We start from the raw sequence: 22,963 nt of genomic DNA on the forward strand, positions 1-22,963 counted from the left end.
GGGTGGAGCAGCCCGGTAGCTCGTCAGGCTCATAACCTGAAGGTCACAGGTTCAAATCCTGTCCCCGCACCCAAGGTATCCCCAAACATTTCAGCGTTATTCTTCAACGCATCTGACATCGTCAGGAGCGCGGCGATTTTGCCGCGCGCATTTAGATCGAAACGGCACATCCCCTGAAGCGGGATGCCCTCCATGCCTTCGATCCTCGCGCAGCGCCCTGCGCACCCCCTCCCCCTCAGAACCCTGCATCACTTTGGCCAAACGCCGCGTCAGCGCGTCGTAGGTCGCCACCGCACCCGGATGGATCGCCACCGCCGACGGTGTTTCGATCCCGGCGCGTTTCTCTTCGAGCTCCGCCTGTTTAGCCCTGCACACAGCGGTCAGTGTGTGGCGCAGAGCCGTCCCAATCGTCGGTCTTCAAGATATCCCTGGCGCCTCTGGCGAGCATGAGCACCAGCGCTTAGCCCTGGTCACTGTTGGCGCCCTAACTGCGCGCTCGAGCCTCGGCCAGATCCAGGTCGCGGGTCAGGCGTGCATGGACCCTGTCATTGACCGAGCGGCGACGGGCCAGCCCGCGAAGCGCGTCACGCTCGGCTTCCAAGGCCGCCAGGCGGATGTCACGCTCGAACGCCAGACTACGCTTGGCGGCGATCGCCACCTCGCCTGACTGCGCCAGGGCGTCGAGGCGGTCGCGATAGACGTCGGCGACACGCGCTGTGGCGGCCTGGAAGTCGTGATCGGCGGCGTGGGCCGAGGCGGTCATCAGCTGCTCGACCGCCAGGATCGCGGCGTTGGCCAAGGTCGTGCGAGCCTGCTCGGCCTGCTCCTGGCTGTCCGTGTCGGGCGGCAGCTGCAGGTTCTTCAGCAGCAGCGGCAGGGCCACGCTGGAGATGATCAGCGACAGGATGATCACCCCCGCGGCCAGGAAGATGGCCAGGTCGCGGGCGGGGAAGGGCGCGCCGGCGGCGGTGGCCAGCGGCAGGGTCAGGACGCCGGCCAGGGTGATGGCGCCGCGCGCGCCGGCGCAGGCGGTGGCGGCGATGATCTTCCAGTCCGGGCTGGCGCGCTCCTCGCCGCGTCGGCGGGCGCGCAGCAGGGTCAGCTTCAGCGAGCCCCACACCCAGGCGAAACGTAAGATCCCCAGGCCCAGGGTGATCGCCACGACATAGACGCCCAGCCACCAGGCGTCGTGGTGACCGGTCGTGTGCACGGTCTCGACCGCGCCGGCCAGGATGGAGGGCAGCTGCTCGCCCAGCAGCACGAAGATCACGCCGTTGGCGCTGAACTGCAGGGTGTCCCAGACCATGTTGCGACGAACGCGCGTTGCCGCGACCGTCTGGCGGGCGGCTTCGGAGAAGCTCATCGCCACGCCCGCCGCGACGGCGGCCAGGATGCCCGAGGCATGGACCTTTTCCGCCAGGAGATAGGCCGCGAACGGAATTAGCAGGCTGACCAGGGTCTGGGGGCCGGCGTCCTCGGCGCTGCGGCGCGACAGCCAGGCGTTCAAGGTGGTGACGACCAGAGTGGTCAGGACGCCGATCGCGACGCCGGCGACGGCGACCCAGGCGAAGGTCAGCACCGCGTCCTTCAGCACGAAGGTCCCGGTCAGGGCGGCGGCGATGGCAAAGCGCAGGCAGACCAGGCCCGAGGCGTCGTTCAGCAGCGACTCCCCCTCCAGGATGTGCATCAGGCGCTTGGGGATCGGCACCCGCTGGGCGATGGCCGAGACCGCGATCGGGTCGGTCGGCGAGATCACGGCAGCCAGGGCGAAGGCGACGGCCACCGGCATGGCGGGGATCATCCAGTGAATGAACAGGCCCGCGCCGACGACGGTCAGCACCACCAGGCCCAGCGCCATCTCCAGGATGATCGGTAGATCTCGGAAGAAGTCGTCCTTGGGGATGCGCCAGCCGTCCAGGAACAGCAGCGGCGGCAGGAACAGCAGGAAGAACAGCTGGGGATCCAGGGCCACCGGCGCCTTGGTCACCAAAGCGATCAACGCGCCCAGGCCGATCTGCACCAGCGGCGCGGGCACGGCCAGCGGCAGGAAGCGCGCCGCGGCGCCGCTCAGAACGACGGCGGCCAGGAGCGCCAGGACGATCTCGACAGTCTGCATGCGGTCCTCGAAGTGTTTCTATCGAACCCCTACGGCTCATCCTCGGGGGCCAGGCGATAGCCCAGGCCCGGCTCGGTCAGCAGCAGGCGCGGCGAGGCGGGTTCTTCCTCCAGCTTCTGACGAACCTGACCGACCAGGACGCGCACGAACTGGGCGTCGACCTGGGCGTCCGGCCCCCAGACAGCGGTCATCAGCTGGCGATGGGTGACCACGCGGCCGGCATAGCGGGCCAGGCTGCGCAGCAGGTCGTATTCGCGGGGCGTCAGCCGGACCTCCTCGCCCAGCACGAAGACGTGGCGGTCGGCGAAATTGATCTCCAGGTCGCCGCTCTTGAAGCGGGCCCGGGCCGAGAACCGGCGCTCGCGGCCGCGCATCGCCGCGCGCAGGCGGGCCAGCAGCTCGCCGATGCCGAAGGGCTTGTTGACGAAGTCGTCGGCGCCGAGGTCCAGGGCGGCGATCTTTTCGTGCTCGATGTCGCGGGCCGACAGCACGACGATCGGCACCTCGGACCACTCGCGGATCCGGCCGATCACCGCCTTGCCATCCATGTCGGGCAAGCCCAGGTCCAGGATGACGGCGTCGCAGCCCTCGGCCGCCAAGTGCGCCAGGGCCGCCTGGCCGCTGTCGGCGACCGACACCGCATAGCCGGCCGCCTTCAGCGCCGGCGTCAGGGCGCGCACCAATTGCGGTTCGTCATCGACGAGCAGGACCTGGGCGAGGGGCTGGGTCATGCGGCGCGCTTCCTGGGGAGCATCAGGCTGACGACGAGGCCCGTGCGGTCGTCCGAACGACCGGCGGCCCGGATCGAGCCGCCCATGGCCTCGACGAGGCCGCGGGCGATGGACAGGCCAAGGCCCGTGCCCTGGCTGGCCTTGGCCGAGGCCGGCGAGCGATAGAACTTTTCGAAGATCCGCGCTTGGTCGGCTTCGGGGACGCCGGGGCCTTCGTCGGCGACCTCGATCAACACGGTGTCGTCCAGGGCGCGGACGCGCACGGCGATCGGCCGGTCGTCGTGGCCGTAACGCGCGGCATTCTCCAGGACGTTGCCCAGCGCCTGGTCCAGTAGGACCGGATCGCCCTCGACCATCGCCTGGTCCTCGATGGTCCGCTCGACCACGCAGCCCTGGCGGGCCAGGCGGTCGGCGGCGCGATTGACCACTTCGGCGGCCGAGAACTTCTGGCTCTCCAGCACCAGGGCGCCGGACTCCAGTTTGGTCATGCTCAGAAGGTTGGCCACGAAGCGGTTCAGGCGCTCGGCCTCTTCCTCGATCGTGGTGACCAGGTCGTCGCGGACGTCCTCGGGGAACTGGCCGCCGAACGCCTTGAGGCTGCTGGCCGAGGCCAGGATCGCCGCCAGCGGCGTACGCAGGTCGTGCGAGATCGACGAGAGCAGGGCGTCGCGTAGCTGCTCGGTCCGGGCCGCGGCGGCGACCTCGGACCGCGCGGCCGAGAGGCGGGCGCGCTGGATGGCGGCCGCGCCCAGGTCGGCCAGGACCTGGATCAGCCGCTCGCTGTCGGCGTCCGGCACGCCCTCGGCGCCACGCCAGGCCACGACGCCCAGTTCGGCGCCGTCGGCGACCAGGTCCCGGACCCACCAGCCCGGCTGGCTGAAGTCCGGCGGTTCGGGCGGCGCCGACAACATCGCCTCGGTGCGCGGGGAGCTCCAGACCAGGGCGCGATCGACCATGGCCGCCTCGCCCTTGGCGGCCGCGGCCATCTGCTCGACCACCAGCAGGCGGATGGCCATCTCGTCCTCGGCGGAGGAGAGCTGGCGGCTGGTCTCGAACAGGGCGGCGGTGGCGCGGGCCCGGATGCTGTTGCGCCGGGCCTCGTCGCGCAGGCGGCCCGTCAGCCCCCCGGTCAGCATGGCCACCGCCAGGAAGGTCAGCAGCACCAGCACGTCCTCGGTCGAGGCGAAGGTGAAGGTGAAGCGGGGTTCGACCAGATAGACGTTGTAGATCGCGAAGGCCAGAAAGGCGGCGAAGTAGCCGGGATAGGCCCCTTGGGTGACCGCGGTCAGCAACACCCCAGCCAGGAACACCATCGACAACCGGGTCGTGTCGAACAGGCGATAGAGCAGCTCGGACACGCCGGTGGCGCACAGCGTGTAGAGCAGCGCCGCGCCGTAGGGCCGCAGGCGGCGTGCGGCCAAAGTCAGCGGAACGGGGATCGTCTGCGCCATCATCACCCTGGAAAAGCTACTCGCGCGCCGGTCGGGGGGCAGGGTCATGCGCCTTGCACGAGGCAAGAGCACACTAGGGGGATCGACCGGCGCGCGCCCGGCGCGTTGCGGGAGCGACACCATGTCGATCCCGGTCGGCCGCGGCAATTATGGGCCCGTTATGGCCAGGGCGTTATAAGGTTCTTATGCTTGAGCTTGGCGCGGCGGATCGGCTGCATGGCGGCGATCTTTGACCGTCGGATGCGCCATGTCTCGTTTGATTTCTGTTCCCCTGACCCTCGCTGTCGTTCTGGGCCTGTCGGCCTGCGCGTCCAAACCTAAGCCCGCGCCGGTCGCACCCGTCGCCGAGGTCCCGCCGCCTCCGGCCAGCGATCCTTATGCGCCGCCGGCGCTCGACCAGAATCCAGCCCACCGCAGCTTGCAGGAACAGCTGGCGGCCAGCGCCGGCGATCGAGTGTTCTTCGCGCTCGACAGCTACGATCTGAGCGGCGAGGCCCGCCAGATCCTGGCCGCGCAGGCCCAGTGGCTGGCCAGCCATCCGGAGGTGCGCGTCCTGGTCGCCGGCAACTGCGACGAACGCGGCACGCGCGAATACAACTTCGCGCTGGGCGCTCGCCGCGCGTCCAGCGCCCGTGACTTCCTGGTCGCTCAAGGTGTGTCCAGCGCCCGCATCCAGACCGTCTCGTACGGTAAGGAGCGCCCGATCGACGCCGGCGCCAGCGATGCCGCCTGGTCGCGTAACCGCAACGCCGGCACCGTGGTGGTGGATCTGGCGCCGCGTTGACGCGTCCTCCGGCGGTGACAGCCCATCGCCGCCGTCGCCGGCCGGAGCCCATGGCTCCGGCCGGTCCTTTGGTCAGCCGTCAGCCGCCGCAATAGGCAGCGACCACGCCTGCGCAAGGATCGTAGGGCGCCGGCGTCGTGGTCGTGGCGGACGTTGCGCCGCCGCCGGATGCGGTCGCGCCCTGCAGATTGACCAGAACGCTGACGCCGGCCCCGCCATCGGTGGAGGCCGTGGTCACGTTGGCGCTCTGACCTTCCGCCCGCAGTTGAGCCTGAATGGTCGGGGCGGTCGCGACCTGCTGGGCGAGCTCTGGCGAGACCGACGAGGCGACCGAGATCGCAACGCCCGCGCTGATGATATTGGAGGCCACGGCCTGGATCAGCGCCGCCGAGATCTGCTCGAGCGTCGCGCCGCTCTTGGCCAGGGCCGCGGCCACGGCCGCCTGAATGGCCGCCAGTTTTTGAGCCTTGCTCAGGCGGGCGAAGCCGGGCTGGCCGGCCGCGCCTTGGGCGGCGGCGGCGATCTGCTGTTGCAGCGACGCGGCGGTGACGGCCGGGGTTTGCTGAGCCAGGGCGCCGCTGGGCGCGAACGTCGCCAGCAGACCCAGCGACAGGGCGGAAACGAGGAAACGATGGGCGCTCATGGCGTGCCTTTCGGGAATGATCTCGAAGACAAGCCAGCGCCGATCACTGTTGTTCGGCAAGTATAACGAACTTATACTGATGCTTGAGGTTGTCTTTCAGCAGTCTTGGATTGAAAGAGCTTGAGATAGGATGAGGCGACGGATGAAATCCGGTAGTCTTGGACGGCTTCGATAAGGCGCAGCGGATCTGGCGACGGGGCGCTAAGTTGCGCGTCCAGCGCCGTGGCCAGTCCCTGAATATCGCCGGGCGCGGCGACGGCGCCGAACGCCGGGGCGCTCAGCAGGTCCTTGACCGCCGGCGTGCAGTTCGTGGCGACCACGGGGCGACCCCGTCCCAGGCTCTCTACGATGACCGCGCCAAAGCCTTCGTGCCAGGAGCTCAGCAGAAGCAGGCGAGCGCGATCGAGCCAGGGGCGGATGTCTGGTTGGTAGCCGACGAATTCGACGCGCTCGCGGATACCGAGGCTGGTCGCCAGCGCCTCCAGGTCATCCCGCAACGGGCCGTCGCCTACGAAGGCCAGTCGCGCCTCAAGATCGCGAACCTGGGCGAAGGCCTTCAGCGCGATGTCATAGCCCTTCTCAGGCGCCAGGCGGCCCGCCGCGACGATCAGCTTACCCGAAGCGGCCTGGGCCGGACTGACCTCGTCATCGAGCGCGGGCAAGGGGATCGCCTTGGCTATGCGGCGGCCGAGCAGGGCGTCGACCTCGGGCAAGGTTTGCGGCGACAGCGTCACGATCGCATCGGCGTCCCGCAGACGCCGGCGGGCGCCGACCTCGAAAGCCCGTTGTTTCAGGCCGCTGCGGCCGTGCTTGAAGATCGGGGAGCTCACTTGGGCGACGACGGTCGGTCGGCGAGCGCCGAGGATCTGGGCCACGGATCGGCTGATCGACCAGTGGAAATTACCGGGTACGAACAGAACATCGGCGGGCTGGTGGCGCAGGTGACGCGCGACGGCGCGGCCCAGGCGGATTCGGGATCCGAAGCCGCGCGGGATCGGCGGGACGCACTCGACGAGCTCGACCCGTTCGGAGACCAGGGCAGCCTGAGCGCCGGTCGCCGAACCGCAAAGCAGGGTTACGGCATGACCCGTCTTGGCCCAGGCGTCGGCCAGACGCAGGGCGACACGTTCGGTGCCGCCGAGCGGCAGGTCGTGCAGAACGACAAGGATCCTCATCTTAGGCGGCCATGGCCCGCAGCCGCTCCATGATCGCCGCGCCGCGCGCCGCGAACTGGTCTGCGCCGAAGCGGGCCTGGACGCGAGCGCGGGCGGCCTGGCCCATGGCCTCCAGGCGTTCGGGCTTCGACAGGGCTTCGATCAGAGTGGCCGCCAGGGCGGTCGGATCGCGGGGCGGGGTCAGGAAGCCGGTCTCGCCGGGGCTGATGCTGAAGGGCAGCTCGCCCACCGCTGAGGCCAGCACCGGCAGACCCGCTTGCATGGCCTCGTGGGCGGCGACGCAGAGGCCTTCCGAGCGCGAGGGCTGCAGATAGAGGTGCAGGGTCGCCAGGAACTCAGGCGGATCCTGGCAGAAGCCGACGAAGCGGACAGTGTCGAGGCCCGCCGCCGCCTTCTGGGCTTCCAAGCGCTCCAGCTCGGCCCCGTCGCCGGCGATCAGCACCTCGAAGGGAGCGGGCGGCGTGAAGCCTTGCGCCTTCAGCTGGGCCAGGGCGTCCAGCAGCACGTCATAACCCTTCACCGGATGCAGCCGGCCCAGCGCGCCCAGGCGCAGGGTTTGGCCGGGACGCCACGGGACGGCCTGGGGCGCGTCGGGCTTCACCGAGAAGATCGGCCAGCAAACCAGTCGATCGGGACCCGGCGCGATCCGCTCGGCGGTCAGGGCGGTGACGCTCTCGGAATCGCCGATCCACAGGGCCGAGGCCGAGCGGCGCGCCCGCAGCAGGGTGCGGTTGGCGGGTTTGAGGAAGGCCGCGTGCTGCCAGCTGACCACCGGCTTGCCCAGCCAACCGCCGACGATCTGGCCCATCAAGGTGGCGCGGGTGAGCGAGGTCCAGACGACGTCCGGCCGCCAGGCCTTCAGCTCGGCATTCAGCCAGGAGAGGGCGGAAAGCTGCTGCTTCTCGCCGGCCTCACAGACCCGGACCTCAAGGCCTGCGGCCTCCATGGCGACCAGGCCGCGACCGTCGCGGCGGCTGAGGGCGAAGACGACGACTTGCGCGCCTTCATCGCGCAGCACCTTGGCGATGGCGGGCACCGGCGACTGGGCCCCGCCGCCTTCGACCGAGTTGATGACATAGGCGATGCGCATCAGGCGGCCTTCGGCGCACGGGCCGCCGGCGCGGCTTGAGTCGCCAGGGCGGTGGCCAGCAAAGCCATGGTCAGGACCGCCTGGGCGACAACGCAGGGGCCGACCGCGCCTTCGCCCCAGAGCGGCAGGGCGATCATCAGCATCGCAACCAGGCCCAGGCTCCCGGTCAGGTTCATGGCCGCCGACAGGCTGGGACGACCCAGGGCGGTCAGGGCGGCGCTGAGCGGCGGGGCGCATAGCAAGAGGGTGCGGGCGATGGCCAGCCACAGCATCAGCCCGCCGGCCGCCGCGAAGCCGTCGCCGCCCATCAGCCTGGCGAAGGTCTCGCCAAACAGGCCGAACAGTCCGCAGACCGGAATGGCGATGGCCATGGTCACGCCGCTGGCGCGGGCGATGGTCGAGATGACCAGGGCGGTCTGGCCCTTGGCCGCCAGCTTGGCGAGCTCGGCATAGGCCGCCTGGCCCAGGCTCTGGGCCGGTTGGGCGATCACCACCGTGGCGCGCTGGGCGATGGCGAAGAGGCCAGCAGCAGCCGGTCCGGCCAGCCAGCCGATGGCCAGCGGGGTCATGCGTGTGGCCAGCTCGGCGAAGGTCACGTCGGCATTGGCGCCCAGCATGAAGCGCAGCAGGCCCGGGTTCTCGGCCCGGACACCGCGCGGGCTCGTGCGGAAGGCCAGGGACCGCAGGGAGCGCGACATGGTGGCGAAGGCCATGATCCACATGACCGCCCACTCCAGCACAGCGGCGGCCAGCCAGGCCCAAAGGAAGCCGACCAAGCCCCAACCGCCTACCCAGGCGACCACGGCGCCGACCAGGCGGGCCAGGGCCGGGACCAGGCTGTGGGCGCCCAGAAGGTCGAAGCGGCCGGTCACCTGCAGATAGCCGGCGGCGGTAGCCCGCACCGTGGCCAGCACCGCCAGGCTATAGGGCAGGCTCAGTTCGATGGCGCGCGGCGTCCAGCCGAGCTTGGCGCCGATCCACGGCGCCAGCAGCGCCGCGACGATGACCGCGACGAGACCGCAGGCCAGCTCCAGCAGGGCGGCGAACTTCAGCAGGCGCGCCAGCCGCTGCTCGTCGCCGGCCAGCAGGGCCTGGGCGCCGTAGCGCACCACCGCGTGCCAGCCCGGAAACTCGATGACCCCGCCGACGGTCAGCACATAGGTGTGGACCAGGACCAGCACGCCATAGTCCGTCGGCCCCAGGGCGTGGGCCGCCAGGGCGATGTAGACGAGGCTGACGACCCCGGCTCCGGCCTTGCCGCTCAGCAGACGCAGCGTATCGCCGAAGATGCCGCGCAGCGCGCCGCGATCCTCAGCCATAGGCGATCCGGGCCATCTCGGTCAGCGGCTGCAGCAGCGGCGCGGTCAGGCCGGCGAAGGTCGCCACGGCCCGCGCGGCGCGGCGCGCCGAGGGTTCTTCGGTCAGGTGGAAGCTGTTTTCGAACAGCTCGCGCTGGACCTGGCCATAGCGCAGGGCGTGGTCGGACGAGGCCGTCTCCAGCGCGTCGCCCAGCTGTCCGACGCCGTCGATCACGCGGCCCAGGTTCCAGTGGCCGAAGTTCTTGTCGCCCTGCCAGTCATGGCCCTGCGGATTGAGGAAGATGCAGGGCCGCGAGCGCAGCAGGAACTCGTAGACTTGGCTGCTGGCGTCGCCCAGATAGATGTCGGCGGCTTGGGTATAGGCCATGGTCGTCGAGGCGCGGCTGCCCAGGTCGATGTGGATGTTGGGCGCGTTCAGGTGGCGCGGCTCCAGCTTGCCGGGGCGGTCGATGCGCAGCTTGTCGATGCTGATCGTGAACGGCCGCTCGAACAGCATGACGTGCGGCGCGAAGATCAGCTGGTATTCGGGATGCTCGACGAACCAGTCCAGCACCTGACGGCCGGCGGTGAACCACGACGACAGGTGCGGCGAGACGTGCGGGTTGTAGAGCACCAGCGGCCGGCCGTCGTTGGGCAACGGGCGCGGCGGGGCGGCGGGCGCCAGGTCGAACTTCGGGTAGCCCACCACCGAGATCGCATCGGGCTTCACGCCGGTGTCGCTGACCAGGCGCTCGCGGATCTTGGGACCCGAGACCAGCACGTGGTCGAACAGGGCGCTGGCGGGGTCGAAGCCGACAGCTCGGTCGCCGGCGCCGTGGCGGGTGTGGACGACCTTCAGGTGGTCCAGGCCGAACTTGGTCTTGAGGATCAGCGAGGTCTTTTCGGCGACCACCAGCACGTCGACCTTGCGGAAGAACTCGAGGTTGTCGCGATAGAACAGCAGCTTCTCGGCCGGCAGCAGGCCGCCCAGCGTGTGGTTGAGCAATCGGCTGGAGCGCTTGTTCAGGCCCAGCTCCACGACCGGCAGGCCGGGGCGTCCGCCGCTGATGCGGGTCACCTCGGCCGTCAGCCGGGGATTGGACGTGGCGATGACGATCTCGGCGTCGAGATCGGCGTCCAGCATCGCCAGGGCGATCGGCAGGCTGTGCGCCACCTGATGGACTTGGTCGTGATTGAAGAGGAAACAGATCCGCATATCAGTGTGACGCCACCGATCGCGCGGACCCTTACCCACTGTTAAGCTCTGCGGGTTGCGACCTCTCGTCGCGGATAAAATCCTTATAAGGAACGTTTCGCGCCGCGGGCGCGCAGCTTGCGGGCGATGGACATCGCCAGGCCGCGGGGCGAGACCTTGACCCGTTTGGCGTCGATCAGGGTGACCGGCCCGCAGGCGCTGAGCGTGTGACGCCCGCCCGTATAGCGTCCCGCATCCTGGGGCGGGGCCAGGACCGGCGTGGCCTCGGCCTCGAAACGGTCGGGCGTCAGGACATTGATGACCAGCAGACGCAGGTCGCCGCCATAGGTGCGGGTGCAGTCCTGGACCGGCAGATGCAGTCGCCCTTCATGCACGAACGGCGTGCCGCCCGGCCGGCTGCTGGCCAGGTCGATCCGCACGGGATTGCCGGGATGCGTGGTCCAGGGACCGAGCAGGCTGTCGGCATAGGCCAGGTGCAGCTTGCCCTGCTTGTCCTGTTGAGACCCGTCCGGCGAATAGGCGCACCACCAGCGGCCTTCCCACTGGAAGAAGGTCGGGTCGATGGCCGGGGTGTCGAAGGCGAACTGCGCGGCCGGCTCCCAGACGTCCGGGAAATGCTTGGCGCGGTACAGGGTGAAGGTCCCGGACCGGAAGGCCTCCGGCGCCATCCAGGTCTCGCCCTCAGCCTCGAACACCATGGGATAGGAAAGGTGCCAGGGCTCGCGCAGCACCGTGCTGCGCGCGACGGGCCGGAAATCGCTGTCGAGTTCCAGGTGGTCGATGAAGCCATGGCGCGTGCGATAGTCGTAGCCCTCGGCGAAGAGGTGCAGACGACCGTCGCGCCATAGCCCGAACGGATCGGCCAGGAATGTGTAGTCCGGCTCTTCCGGGAGCCAGCGGACCTTGGCCTGGTGCAGGCCGCCGCTCTGGGCGATCGCCTGGATGGGGGATTCGAGGATACCGATCCGCCAAATGTCCGAAAAAAGAGGCATGCTTCTGCGCTAGCGCAAAGCGCTGGCGATTTTCAAGTTGGTTTACCGCCAGACCCGTGGTCCCGATCCGGCCCGGCCGTCATGCGGCCTGACGGATCAGCGCGGGTTCGAAGCGCTCGGCATGCCAGCGGCCTCGCAAGGTCCCGTCGACGCCGTAGACCAGGATCTCGCTGTCGAAGCCGCGAACCGAGGCGCGAGCGGCGAGGAATCGGGCGCGCCGCTCGGCCTGGCCCGGATTTGCGAAGACGCCGACGAGTTCGTCATCGCCCAGATAGAGGCGCCACCCGTTCGAGGCGGCCAGGATGGAATAGCAGTGCGGCACGACAAGACCCCAGCACCGCGATGTCGCGGCTGGGGCCAAACGCCCTGGGTTCGACGGCCGTTCCGTGGGCCAACATGGGCGGTAGTTCGGATTCCGGTCTCACCAGAACGGCTTGGCGTCGAGCAGGTCGTCCAGGGCCTTGCCGGCGGTCTTCAGCAGCTCGTTTTCGTCGTCGGCCAGCACCACGCGGGCGGCGTCGCGAGCCAGGGCTTCGTCGCCGTGAGCGGCGGTTTCCACTAGGGCCTGGCGGACATGGCGGTCGTTCAACTGGCCCAGGACGTCCTGCACGGCCTTCGAAGCCTCGATGAAAACCTCGGCGCGTTTCGGATGATCCGGGAAGAGGACCACGAGATCCTCGGCGGCATAGCGCAGGGTCTTGCCCTTCAGGCGCAGCTTGTGACGCGCGTGGGCGTCGAGGTCGGCGAAATGCTTGGCGCGTTTCTTCACCTGCTGGCGGCGATGGTCGAGCACCTGCGCGGCGAACGCATCGGCGCGGCCGTTGCGGACGTCCTTCAGCGCTGGATCGCGGGTCCAGGCGCCGGCTTCCAGCCAGGCCGCGGCCTCGAGCAGAACGTCGCGGGCGCGGGGGCTTTCCAGCGCCGCTTCCATGCGCAGATAGGCGTTGGCGTGCGCCGCCTTGAGCCCGCGCTCGAAGGCGTCACGGCCGGTGAAGCTCGCGCCGGTCACCTGCTTCTCCCAGACCTCGCCGACGAAGACGTCGAGATCGCGGGCGGCGTCAAACTCGCCGGCCAGCCAGTCCAGCTCGGCGTCGAGGCGGTGGGCGGCCTCGTCCCCCGTCAGCGGCTTGAAGATCTTCAAGAGCGCCCGCAGTCGGCGGGTCGCCACGCGGGCCTGGTGCACGGCGTCGGGCTCGGGCCGTTCGCGCAGGGCCTCAAGGCCCGCGCAGAGGTGTGTGAGGCCCGCTTGCCCCAGCGCCTGCAGCGCCTCGGCGACCGTGGCGCGGGGCTCCAGCGTCGCGGCCTGGCGACGGGGAGCGGGGGTGTCGACGCCGGCGGCGAGGCCATAGCCCCGCTCGGCCTTGCTGATCAGCGACAGCCGCAGCGGCACGTTGCGCGACAGCTGTCGGGCCAGGTCGAACAGCGCGCCCGGTTCGCCGGATTTCAGTTCCAGCTCCAGCTCGCAGACCGGCGCGCGCCGGTCGTCGGCGCTGAGTTCGCCACGGTCGAGCGCCGCTTCGATCAACGCCTCGCCGACCCGGACCATCCGCACCGTCCGCTCGACGCGGGTCGTGAAGACCGGCGCCAGATCCTCGCCGGCCAGCATGGCGGCGGCGGGCGTGCGGGCCAGGGCGTCACGATCGGGACCGGGGCCTGCGATTCTCTCTTCCCACTCGCCGCGCGAGAACACCCCGCCGGCCGAGGCCGACTTCAGGGTCTGCTTGCGGCCGCCCTCGCCGTCGCGCACCCGCAGGCCAAAGCCCGCCTTGCGCAGCGCATGGTCGGGAGTGTCGAAATAGGTGGCGTCCAGCTGGCGCACCGCGCCCTCGCCCTGCAGCTGGGCCAGGGCCAAGGCCGCCGCTTCGGGCGGGATCAGGAACTTCAGCTCGATCTCGCGATCCATGGCTTACGAACTCCGGGCCCCGTCCAGCGGCACACCTCTAGCCCAAGTCTTGCCCCCAGTCTTGCCAAGCGTCATGTCCGGGTCCAAACGTGCGCGCCATGATGCAGATCAACACTTCGCAGCCCCGCCATGACTGGACCCTCGATCAAGTCGAGGCCCTGTTCGACCTGCCCTTCATGGAGCTGGTCTTCCAGGCGGCCAACGTGCACCGCGCGCACTTCGATCCCTCCGAGGTCCAGCTGTCGCAGCTGTTGTCGGTGAAGACCGGCGGCTGCGCCGAGAACTGCGGCTATTGCAGCCAGTCGGCCCACTTCAAGACCGGTCTCAAGGCCGAGAAGCTGATGGCCGCCGACGACGTGGTGGCCAAGGCCCGCGCGGCCCGCGACGGCGGCGCCCAGCGCTTCTGCATGGGCGCGGCCTGGCGCGAGCTGAAGGACCGCGACCTGCCCAAGCTGGCCGAGATGATCGGCGAGGTGAAGGCGCTGGGCATGGAGACCTGCGCCACGCTGGGCATGCTGACCGCCGACCAGGCCAAGGCCCTGAAGGACGCGGGCCTGGACTACTACAACCACAACCTCGACACCGGTCCGGACTATTACAAGGACGTCGTGACCACGCGCACCTACCAGGAGCGCCTCGACACCCTGGCCCACGTCCGCGACGCCGGCATGAGCACCTGCTGCGGCGGCATCGTCGGCATGGGCGAGCAGCGCCGCGACCGCGCCGGCCTGCTGCATCAGCTGGCGACCCTGCCGTCGCATCCCGACAGCCTGCCGATCAACGGCCTGGTGCCGGTCAGCGGCACGCCGCTGGGCGACCGCGTGCTGGCGGAAGGCAAGGCCATCGACTCGATCGAGTTCATCCGCACCATCGCCGTCGCCCGCATCGTCTGCCCGAAATCGATGGTCCGCCTGTCGGCCGGCCGCGAAGGCATGAGCCGCGAGCTGCAGGCGCTGTGCTTCATGGCTGGCGCCAACTCGATCTTCGTCGGCGGCAAGCTGCTGACGACCCCGCTGCCGGGCATGGACGAGGACAGCAAGCTGTTCCAAGACCTGGACCTGCGGCCGATGGGCGGCCAGGTGCGGGTCGAAGCCAAGGCCCATGCGCACGAGGTCATCGCGGCCGAGTAGGAGCAGGCTCTAGCCCCTCCACCGGCTTCGCCGGTCCCCCTCCCCCAATAGGGGAATGCCCATCAGATCCTCCCCCCAAGCGGGGGAGGTGTCGGCGCGTAGCGACGACGGAGGGGGAAGAGGCCGGGCCAGGACAACTACCCCCTCCGGCGCTTCGCACCACCTCCCCCTCTGGGGGAGGATCTGAGGCGACACCCTCCGACTTCCCCGTCCTTGACAAACCCCGCCCCCGTCGGCTTGGATCGCTTCCAATAGTCAGACAAAATAATCGGGACGGAAGCGGCGATGAAATCCACCTGGATGGCGGCAGGTTTCGCCATGGCTTTCCTGGCAACGGTCCCCGCGCACGCCGCCGAGCCCGTAACCAAGATCACCATCGACGCCGCCAAACCCGGCGCGGTCATCAACCGCAATATACTCGGACAATTCTCCGAGCATCTCGGCCGAGGCGTCTACGAAGGCATCTGGGTCGGGCCGGACTCCAAGATCTCCAACACCCGCGGCATCCGCAACGATGTCGTGGCGGCGCTGAAGGCGATCAAGGTTCCCAATGTGCGCTGGCCGGGCGGCTGTTTCGCCGACGAGTACCACTGGAAAAAGGGCATCGGCAAAGACCGGCCGACGACGATCAATTCCAGCTGGGGTGGCGTCACCGAGCCCAACACCTTCGGCACTCACGAGTTCATGGACTTCGTCGACCAGATCGGGGCCGACGCCTACATCTCGATCAATGTCGGTTCGGGCACGCCGCAGGAAAGCTCCGAGTGGCTGGAATACATGACCACCGACCTGCCGACGGAGCTGGGCCAGCTGCGCGCGGCCAACGGTCATCCCAAGCCCTACAAGGTCTCGATCCTGGGCCTGGGCAATGAGAGCTGGGGCTGCGGCGGCGCGATGACGGCGGCCGAATATGTTCACGAGATGCGGCGCTACGCCAACTTCTCCAAGAGCTTCAACCCCGCTCAGAAGGATCCGAAGTCCGGCCAGAAAATGCTGAAGATCGCCGTTGGCCCCGACCGCGACGACTATGCCTGGACCGAGACGGTGATGCAGGCCGCGGTCAAGACGGCGTGGAACTGGAGCATCGATGGCGTCTCGCTGCACAGCTACACCTGGCCCAAGAAGTCCGAGCGGGCCACGGGCTTCGACGCCCACCAGTATGCCGAGCTCCTGAAGTCCACCCTGTGGATGGAGGAGCTGGTCACCAAGCATTCGGCGATCATGGACAAGCATGACCCGGAGAAGAAGGTCGGCCTGTATGTCGACGAGTGGGGGACCTGGTTCAAGGAAGAGGAAGGCGCGGCCAAGTCGTCGCTATACCAGCAGAGCAGCCAGCGCGACGCGATCGTCGCGGCCCTGAACCTCAACATCTTCGCCCGCCACGCCGACCGGGTGCGCGGCGCCAACATCGCCCAGACGATCAGCGTCCTGCAGGCGATGATCTTGACCGACGGCGACAAGATGCTGCTGACGCCGACCTACCATGTGTTCCGGATGTACACGCCGTTCCAGGACGCCCGCGTCGTGCCGCTGGCCTATGAGGCCGGGACCTACAAGGAGGGCGAGATCGCGCTTCCACGCCTGGACGCCATGGGCGCGATCGGCAAGGACGGCAAGCTGTGGCTGTCGTTCACGAACCTCGATCCGCGCCAGCCGCTGACCATCACGCCGACGGTGGCTGGCTACAGCTTCAACGGGGCGAGCGGCGACACCCTGGCCGGCGACGACATGGGCGCCTTCAACACCTTCGCCGCCCCGACGCGGGTCAAGCCGCAGCCGGCGGTGATCAAGGCTGGCGGTGTCCTGGAGCTGCCGCCGCACTCGGTGACGGTGATCGGCCTGGATCCGGTGAAGTAGGAGCAACGATGATGAAACGCTTGCTGAACGCGGCCGTCGCCGCCATCGCCCTGCTCGCCGCGAGCGCCCCAGTCCTCGCCGCCCCCAAGACGCTCGAACTGGTCGACAAGCTGACCGGCCGCGCCGCCGTCGTCCCGGCCGCGAAGGCCCAGACCAGCTACCTCTTCGTCTACTTCAAGGACGAGACCCACGCGGTCTATTTCGCCACCTCGACCGACGGCTACACCTTCACCGACGTCAACGGCGGCGAGCCGATCTTCACCGGCGCCCAGTTGGCCGACCAGAAGGGCGTGCGCGACCCCTACATCCTGCGCGGGCCGGACGGCGCCTTCTACCTGGCCATGACCGACCTGCACATCTACGCCCAGCGCGAGGGGCTGCGGACCACGCAATGGGAGCGTCCGCAGGCTGAATGGGGCTGGGGCAACAACAAGAACCTGATCCTGATGAAGTCGTACGACCTCATCCACTGGACCCACGCCCGCGTGGCGCCCGACGACCTTTTCGACGAGGTGAAGGACCTCAGCGCCGCCTGGGCCCCGGAGCTGATCTGGGATCCGGCGGTCGGCAAGCTGATGGTCTACTACACCACCCGCGTCCACAACGACCCGGCGTATCTGGTCTATTCCTATGCCGACCCGGCCTTCACGACCCTGACCACGGCGCCCAAGCGGCTGTTCGACTATCCGACCAAGGGCAAGGCCGCGATCGACGCCGACATCACCAAGGTCGGGAGCAAGTACCGGATGTTCTACGTCACCGACGAGGCGCCGGGGAATATCCGCCAGGCGGTCTCGGACCACCTGACCGGCGGCTACGCCTTCGATCCCACTAAGGTCGACCCCGAGACCGTCCACGCCGAGGCCCCCAACGTCTGGCGTCGCCACGGGACCGACAAATACGTGCTGATGTACGACGCCTTCGGCGCCAAGCCGAAGAACAACATGGGCTTCTCGGAGACGACGGACTTCATCCACTTCAAGAACCTGGGTCGCTTCAACGAGCCGGACTCACCGATGAAGGCGACCAACTTCGCCAACCCCAAGCACGGGGCGGTGATTCCGATCACGCCGGCGGAGGCGGAGCGGCTGAAGGGGTGGTTCGCGGGGAAGTAGGAGCCTACCGCTCCTCGTCGAACCGGTTCTCGACCAGCTCACACAGCGCTTCGAGCGCCGCCTGGGCCTCCGGGCCCTCGGCGGTGATGTCGATCGTCGAGCCGATGCCGGCGGCCAGCATCATCAGGCCCATGATCGAGCGGGCGTCGACGGAGGAGCCTTCGCGGCTGACCGTCACCTCGGCGTCGAAACCGGACGCCATCTTCACGAACTTGGCCGAGGCCCGCGCGTGCAAGCCGCGCTCGTTGACGATCTCGACCGTTCTGGACGTCATGCCTGCTACTTTTCCCCAGCCAGCACGTAGGAGGCCACGGAGATGTACTTGCGTCCAGCCTCCTGGGCGTGGGCGACGCAGGCTTGCAGGGTCTCGCGCTGGCGCACGCTGGCCAGCTTGATCAGCATGGGCAGGTTCAGGCCGGCGATGACCTCGGCCTTGGTCTGCTCCATGACCGAAATGGCCAGGTTGCTGGGCGTGCCGCCGAACATGTCGGTCAGCAGGATGACGCCTTCGCCGTCGACATCGACTTCGGCGCAGGCCTTCAAGATATCCGAGCGGCGACGTTCCATGTCGTCTTCGGGACCGATGCAGATCGCCTTCACGGCGGCCTGCGGCCCTACGACATGTTCCATGGCGGAGACGAACTCTTCCGCCAGACGCCCGTGCGTCACGATCACGAGCCCGATCATGCCTTGTGTCTCAAACGGGATCCCCATTCCCCTTCGCGACGGGAGAGCGTCGCGCGGGCGGCCTTGATACGCCCGTTAGGATGCGACTCCAAGAGACTGCATCATGCGGTCGATTTTCAAGGGCGCGGCGGGTTCTCGCGGCCACAGGTCGAAGGTGGGGATGGAAACGCCCGCGATCGACGTGAACCGGGGATCGGGTAGGCGCTCGACCGCTTCGGCCGTCTCGACGCAGTGGATGACCAGGGCGATCTGGCAAAGGTCCAGGGCCGGCGTGCGCACGATGCCCAGGCCGCGAATCTCCAGCAGGCCGGCCAGGGTCTCGTGCGGTTTGCCCCAAGCGCGGCCGGCGTTGGCGAAGGTCACGACCCGGTCATCGGCCACCAGGCGAAAGCCGGCCTCGAGGGCGCGCAGGGCCAGGTCGCTCTTGCCGACGCCCGAAGGTCCCTGGATCAGGACGCCACGCCAGAGGCCGTCCTGGCGGCGAGCGATCAGGCCCCCATGGAGAACCTCTGGCAGAACCTCTGGCGGCCGAATCACGCGTAGGCCTCGGGCAGCTCGACAACGAAGCGAGCGCCGACGATCGCGCCGGTCGCGTCGGTGCGATTCTCGGCGTGGATCAGGCCGCCGTGGGCCTCGACGATCTGGCGGGCGATGGAGAGGCCCAGGCCCGAATTGCCGCCGAACGCCCGGCCCTTGGGGCGCGAGGTGTAGAAGCGCTCGAAGATGGTCTCGAGATTGTCGGGCGGAATGCCGGGACCGTCGTCGTCGAGGATCACCGCCACCGTCGTCTTGCCGCGCGGACGGATCAGGAAGACGCGCACTTCGCCGTCGTCGGGGCTGAACGAGCGGGCGTTGTCGATCAGGTTGCGGAACACCTGGCCGATCGGGGTCTCGCGCGCCAGGATCAAGGGCGTCTTCTGGGACGCCTCGATCGCCAGCTTGACCCGCACGCTGCCGGGCGCGGGGCCGGGGCGCAGCTGGGCCTCGTAGAGGGCGGCCACCTCGACCAGCAGCTTGCTCAGGTCCAGCGCCTTGGGATGCTCGCGCGACAGCTCCGCGTCCAGGCGCGAGGCGTTGGAGATGTCGGTGACCAGGCGGTCCAAACGGTTGACGTCGTTCTGCAGGATGGCCAGCAGCCGGGCGCGGGCGGCGGGGTCGGTGACCAGGTCCAGGGTCTCGATGGCCGAGCGGATCGAGGTCAGGGGGTTCTTGATCTCGTGGGCCACGTCGGCGGCGAAGCGCTCGATGGCGTCCATGCGCTCGGACAACGAGTGGGTCATGTCCTCCAGCGAGCGCGACAGGTCGCCGACCTCGTCACGGCGCTCGGACAGGTCGGGCAGCGAGATGGCGCGCGCGCCTTGCAGGCGGACATGGTCGGCGGCGCGGGCCAGGCGCAGCACCGGCACGGCCACAAGGCGATGAAGCAGCACGCTGGACAGCACGATGGCGACCATGGCCACCAGGATGAACGGCAGGAGGGCCTTGCGTTCGGCCGAGATGATCTCGTCGATGTCGCCGGCCTCCAGGGTCAGGACGCCCAGGATGGCGCGGACGTGCTGGATCGGGATCGACACCGACACCACCCGCTCGCCGTCCTCGGCCACCCGGACGCCGGCGGCGATGTGGCCCCGGCGGGCCTGGGCGATTTCGTTGGTCAGGTCCTGATGCGCCCGCTCGGCGCGAGCCTGTGCGGCGGGGCTGAGATGCGGGGGGCTGGTCTTCTCGCCGGGCTTGCGGGCCGGCGGCAGCACCTTCCAGTCGACGCGGTCGGCGACCACGAACGAGTCGGCCAGCACCTTGCCGTCGGCGTCGAACAGCCGGGCCCGCTGGCCGCGCGGAATGAACAGCAGCTGCATCAGCTGGCTGGCCGCCGAGGGGTCCAGCATCGGCTCGGGATCGCCGATCGTGGCGGCCTGGTCGATGACCTTGGCGATCAGCTGGCCCTGGGTGGTCAGGCTGTCGATCCGCGCGTTGATCAGGCCGCTGCGCAGCTCGTTCAGCACCAGGGCCCCGACGATCACGATCGCCAGGGCCAGCACGTTCAGGGTGATGATCAGCCGTCCCAGCCGCGACCCGCGCGGCCAGGTGAAGCGCTTCCGGCGTTCCGGAGGGGCCTCGGGCGCGGGTTCAGGCTTCGCGGTAACGGTAGCCAACGCCGTACAGGGTCTCGATGGAGTCGAATTCCGAATCGACCTGACGGAACTTCTTGCGCATGCGCTTGATGTGGCTGTCGATCGTGCGGTCGTCGACATAGACCTGATCGTCGTAGGCGGCGTCCATCAGGTTGTCGCGGCTCTTCACGAAGCCCGGACGCTGGGCCAGGGCCTGCAGCAGCAGGAATTCGGTGACGGTCAGGCGCACGGGGCGGCCGTCCCACAGGCTGTCGTGGCGCGCGGGGTCCAGGGTCAGCTTGCCGCGCTTCATGACCTTGGAGCCGGCGGCCCCGGCCGCGGCGGTTCCGCCGACCTCTTCCTCTTCCGGACGGGCGCGGCGCAGCACGGCCTTCACCCGCTCCAGCAGCAGGCGCTGGCTGAACGGCTTGTGCATGTAGTCGTCGGCGCCGAGGTTGAAGCCCAGGATCTCGTCGATCTCGTCGTCCTTGGACGTCAGCATGATCACCGGGATCTCGGACGTCTGGCGCAGGCGGCGCAGCACTTCCATGCCGTCCATGCGCGGCATCTTCACGTCCAGGATCACCAGGTCCGGCGGGCTGGCCTCGACGGCTTCCAGGCCGGAAGCCCCGTCATAATAGGCCTTCACCGCGTGGCCGTGGCTTTCCAGCGCCAGCGAGACCGAGGCGACGATGTTCTCGTCATCGTCAATGAGGGTGATGGCGGCCATTTGAGTCGATCTAGTCCTTCGCCTTCTCAATCAAGTCGATCTTATCCATCGACTGGATCAGCTTCAACGCGTGGCGCGGTAAAGCTTTCCATCGGTTCTGTTCGGCCTTTGCGGCCCGAGGAAGGCGCCATTTGTCGGAAAAACGGCGCCTCAACCTCACCTTAAGGTCTTGAGACCCATAGTGGGGCTTCCTGGGGGAGTGGGTTCCCGGAGCAATCGGCACATGAGCCAAGTCCATTACGAGCTTTTTGTCCGGCGGAAAGTCGGCGCGCAGTGGACGCTCGAGATCGCCTCGGAAAACCGCGCGCATGCGCTGCAGGTCGCCGAGGACGTCCTTGAGCAGGGCCGCGCCGTCGCCGTCCGCGTCAGCAAGGAAACCCTCGACAGCGCCACCGGCGAATACAAGTCGATCGCCATCTTCACCAAGGGGATGGTCGACGGCGGCAAGCCGAAGAAGGAAGTCGAGGAGCGCGATCCGCTGTGCGTGCAGCCGGCCGACCTCTACACCGCCCACGCCCGCGACCGGATCGGCCGCCTGCTGGAAGGCTTCCTGAACCGGCACAAGGCCACCCCGTTCGAACTGCTGCACCGCCCCGACCTGGTTGAAAAGCTCGAGGCGTCCGGCACCGACCTGCAGCACGCGCTGCAGAAGATCGCCATTCCGGAAGCCGAGGCGCGCGGCCAGTCCGTGCACGAGGTCATCCGTCACTTCCAGGGTCTGGTCGAGCGCACGATCGCCAACCTGACCAAGGCCTTCAAGAAGGGCGCGCTGCCCGACCTCGACAAGGAAGGCTTCGCCAAAGCCGCCGAGCGCCTGGTCGCCGATCCGGACCGCGCCTTCCTGCTGGGGGCCGGCGTCGCCGCCTCGATCGCCGTGGCCACCAACTGGAGCGACAAGATCGCTCGCCTGCTGGACCTGGCCGACGCCGCGCCGGAAGAGCCGCGCGCCCGCGCCGCCGCCCTGGCCGCCATCGAACAACCCCTGTCCGAGATCATCGGCTCGCGGGCCGGCATGGGCGACCTGCTGGCCACCACAAACGAAGACCTGGGCGCCACCCTGGCGGCCATGACCCGCCTGACCGGCGGCGTCGCGGTCGAGGCCCTGATCAAGATCGAGAACAGCGTCCGCCATGTCATGCCCGAGCTGTCGGGCACCGCCCGTCGCCTGGGCGAATGGCTGTCGCGCGACGAGTTCCCCAGCGTGCGCAAGGCGATTGCTCAGCGCGTGCTCACCGAGCTGAACGGCGTGCGCCGCCTCAAGCCCAGCGACGCCGAGCAGGAGATCGAATACCTGCGCGCCCTGGCCATGAGCCTGACCGCCGCCGCCGGCCGCATCCTCCAGGCCGAGGACATCCAGAACGCCTTCACCACCCGTTCCAAGACCTTGCTGAACGGCGACTTCATCGACTCGCTGCTGGGCCGCGACCGCTCGGCCCACGAAGAGATCAAGATGCTGATCCGCCTGGCCGAAAACGTCATGGGCGCGGTCAACAAACGCAATGCGGGCCGCTGGCTGAACGCCAATATCAGCGCCATGCGCTTCGAGAAGGAAATGCGCGCAGGCCCCGACTCGCCGGTCGCCAAGCTCGGCCATCTGGCCGGTCTGCAGCGCCAGCTCACCCGCTCGGGCCTGGTCCGCGAGGACTACGAGCCGCTCTGCGCCAAGCTGGGCGACATCGGCGCCCTGGTCGAGGCCGACACCCGCCTGCTGACCATGCTGGTCCGCGCCCCCGCCCCGCTGCCGCACCGCCTGCAACTCTTGGCCAAGCTGGCCATGGGCGAGGCGGGTCCGAGTGGTCCGGTGGCCGAGAAGGCGCGGATGGAAGCGCTGAAACTGGCGCGGGATCCCAGCTCGCGCGAGCAGCTGGCCGGATCGCCCCAGACGATGGACCTGATCAAGACGCTGGTTGGACAGGCGGCCTAAGGCGGTGGGC

Annotated in this window: 22 protein-coding genes and 1 pseudogene; 5 read left to right on the forward strand and 18 right to left on the reverse strand. The window is 68.7% G+C overall.

Going from position 1 to position 22,963, the window contains the following annotated elements; genetic code table 11:
* Positions 1–29: 29 nt before the first annotated feature.
* From AC07NF_RS07665 to AC07NF_RS07680, 4 genes are all read right to left on the reverse strand, one after another.
* Positions 30–194, reverse strand: coding sequence for a hypothetical protein (locus AC07NF_RS07665; RefSeq protein WP_494633458.1), 165 nt, complete (start codon positions 192–194; stop codon positions 30–32).
* 290 nt (positions 195–484) lie between these two features.
* Positions 485–2,116, reverse strand: coding sequence for a Na+/H+ antiporter (locus AC07NF_RS07670; protein ID WP_494633459.1), 1,632 nt, complete (start codon positions 2,114–2,116; stop codon positions 485–487).
* A 29-nt stretch (positions 2,117–2,145) separates the two neighbouring features.
* On the reverse strand, positions 2,146–2,847 hold the full coding sequence (locus tag AC07NF_RS07675) for a response regulator (RefSeq protein WP_494633460.1): 702 nt from the start codon (positions 2,845–2,847) through the stop codon (positions 2,146–2,148).
* Positions 2,844–4,301, reverse strand: a complete 1,458-nt coding sequence (locus tag AC07NF_RS07680; RefSeq protein ID WP_494633461.1) for an ATP-binding protein — start codon at positions 4,299–4,301, stop codon at positions 2,844–2,846. The genes AC07NF_RS07675 and AC07NF_RS07680 overlap by 4 nt, the downstream gene beginning before the upstream one ends.
* A 244-nt stretch (positions 4,302–4,545) precedes the next feature.
* Between AC07NF_RS07680 and pal the strand changes: the two genes are divergently transcribed.
* Positions 4,546–5,082 (forward strand): peptidoglycan-associated lipoprotein Pal, encoded by a 537-nt coding sequence (gene pal, locus AC07NF_RS07685; protein ID WP_494633462.1) that lies wholly within the window; start codon positions 4,546–4,548, stop codon positions 5,080–5,082.
* A gap of 79 nt (positions 5,083–5,161) precedes the next feature.
* Here pal and AC07NF_RS07690 read toward each other — a convergent pair whose 3' ends face one another.
* From AC07NF_RS07690 to AC07NF_RS07725, 8 genes are all read right to left on the reverse strand, one after another.
* On the reverse strand, positions 5,162–5,725 hold the full coding sequence (locus AC07NF_RS07690) for a hypothetical protein (RefSeq protein WP_494633463.1): 564 nt from the start codon (positions 5,723–5,725) through the stop codon (positions 5,162–5,164).
* Between the two features lie 71 nt (positions 5,726–5,796).
* Positions 5,797–6,900 carry a glycosyltransferase gene (locus tag AC07NF_RS07695; protein WP_494633464.1) on the reverse strand — a complete coding sequence of 368 codons (1,104 nt, stop codon included), beginning with the start codon at positions 6,898–6,900 and terminating at the stop codon, positions 5,797–5,799.
* A 1-nt stretch (position 6,901) separates the two neighbouring features.
* The gene (locus AC07NF_RS07700; RefSeq protein WP_494633465.1) at positions 6,902–7,990 is read right to left on the reverse strand and encodes a glycosyltransferase family 4 protein; all 1,089 of its coding nucleotides are present in this window, start codon (positions 7,988–7,990) and stop codon (positions 6,902–6,904) included.
* Entirely contained in the window at positions 7,990–9,309 is a 1,320-nt protein-coding gene (locus tag AC07NF_RS07705) for a lipopolysaccharide biosynthesis protein (protein WP_494633466.1), read from the reverse strand. The genes AC07NF_RS07700 and AC07NF_RS07705 overlap by 1 nt, the downstream gene beginning before the upstream one ends.
* A complete protein-coding gene (locus AC07NF_RS07710) occupies positions 9,302–10,504 on the reverse strand; it encodes a CDP-glycerol glycerophosphotransferase family protein (RefSeq protein ID WP_494633467.1) in 1,203 nt (400 codons plus the stop codon). Before AC07NF_RS07710 ends, AC07NF_RS07705 begins: the two co-directional genes overlap by 8 nt.
* Before the next feature lie 83 nt (positions 10,505–10,587).
* Complete coding sequence (locus AC07NF_RS07715; RefSeq protein WP_494633468.1) at positions 10,588–11,496, reverse strand: glucosamine inositolphosphorylceramide transferase family protein; 909 nt, start codon at positions 11,494–11,496, stop codon at positions 10,588–10,590.
* Positions 11,497–11,575: 79 nt separating this feature from the next.
* The gene (locus AC07NF_RS07720; protein ID WP_494633469.1) at positions 11,576–11,818 is read right to left on the reverse strand and encodes a hypothetical protein; all 243 of its coding nucleotides are present in this window, start codon (positions 11,816–11,818) and stop codon (positions 11,576–11,578) included.
* Between the two features lie 99 nt (positions 11,819–11,917).
* A complete protein-coding gene (locus tag AC07NF_RS07725; RefSeq protein WP_494633470.1) occupies positions 11,918–13,399 on the reverse strand; it encodes a CYTH and CHAD domain-containing protein in 1,482 nt (493 codons plus the stop codon).
* 101 nt (positions 13,400–13,500) lie between these two features.
* Here AC07NF_RS07725 and bioB point away from each other — a divergent pair, with 101 nt between their 5' ends.
* Complete coding sequence (gene bioB, locus AC07NF_RS07730) at positions 13,501–14,529, forward strand: biotin synthase BioB (RefSeq protein ID WP_494633856.1); 1,029 nt, start codon at positions 13,501–13,503, stop codon at positions 14,527–14,529.
* Positions 14,530–14,589: 60 nt separating this feature from the next.
* Here bioB and AC07NF_RS07735 read toward each other — a convergent pair.
* A pseudogene (locus AC07NF_RS07735) lies at positions 14,590–14,724 on the reverse strand (NlpC/P60 family protein); the annotation flags it as partial.
* A gap of 90 nt (positions 14,725–14,814) precedes the next feature.
* Here AC07NF_RS07735 and AC07NF_RS07740 point away from each other — a divergent pair.
* Complete coding sequence (locus AC07NF_RS07740) at positions 14,815–16,386, forward strand: alpha-N-arabinofuranosidase (RefSeq protein WP_494633471.1); 1,572 nt, start codon at positions 14,815–14,817, stop codon at positions 16,384–16,386.
* Positions 16,387–16,394: 8 nt separating this feature from the next.
* Positions 16,395–17,501, forward strand: coding sequence for a glycoside hydrolase family 43 protein (locus AC07NF_RS07745; protein WP_494633472.1), 1,107 nt, complete (start codon positions 16,395–16,397; stop codon positions 17,499–17,501).
* Between the two features lie 4 nt (positions 17,502–17,505).
* Here AC07NF_RS07745 and AC07NF_RS07750 read toward each other — a convergent pair whose 3' ends face one another.
* From AC07NF_RS07750 to chvI, 5 genes are all read right to left on the reverse strand, one after another.
* Positions 17,506–17,775 (reverse strand): HPr family phosphocarrier protein, encoded by a 270-nt coding sequence (locus AC07NF_RS07750; RefSeq protein ID WP_492813595.1) that lies wholly within the window; start codon positions 17,773–17,775, stop codon positions 17,506–17,508.
* A 5-nt stretch (positions 17,776–17,780) separates the two neighbouring features.
* On the reverse strand, positions 17,781–18,188 hold the full coding sequence (locus tag AC07NF_RS07755) for a PTS sugar transporter subunit IIA (protein ID WP_291880350.1): 408 nt from the start codon (positions 18,186–18,188) through the stop codon (positions 17,781–17,783).
* A 75-nt stretch (positions 18,189–18,263) separates the two neighbouring features.
* On the reverse strand, positions 18,264–18,725 hold the full coding sequence (locus tag AC07NF_RS07760; protein WP_494633473.1) for an HPr kinase/phosphorylase: 462 nt from the start codon (positions 18,723–18,725) through the stop codon (positions 18,264–18,266).
* Positions 18,722–20,341 (reverse strand): two-component sensor histidine kinase ChvG, encoded by a 1,620-nt coding sequence (gene chvG / locus AC07NF_RS07765; protein WP_492813599.1) that lies wholly within the window; start codon positions 20,339–20,341, stop codon positions 18,722–18,724. Before chvG ends, AC07NF_RS07760 begins: the two co-directional genes overlap by 4 nt.
* Complete coding sequence (gene chvI / locus AC07NF_RS07770; RefSeq protein WP_492813600.1) at positions 20,316–21,029, reverse strand: two-component response regulator ChvI; 714 nt, start codon at positions 21,027–21,029, stop codon at positions 20,316–20,318. The genes chvG and chvI overlap by 26 nt, the downstream gene beginning before the upstream one ends.
* 223 nt (positions 21,030–21,252) lie before the next feature.
* Here chvI and AC07NF_RS07775 point away from each other — a divergent pair, with 223 nt between their 5' ends.
* The gene (locus AC07NF_RS07775) at positions 21,253–22,953 is read left to right on the forward strand and encodes a hypothetical protein (protein WP_494633474.1); all 1,701 of its coding nucleotides are present in this window, start codon (positions 21,253–21,255) and stop codon (positions 22,951–22,953) included.
* The last annotated feature ends 10 nt before the right edge of the window (positions 22,954–22,963 follow it).

The sequence above is a fragment of the Caulobacter sp. GW821-FHT10A06 genome, assembly GCF_059415805.1.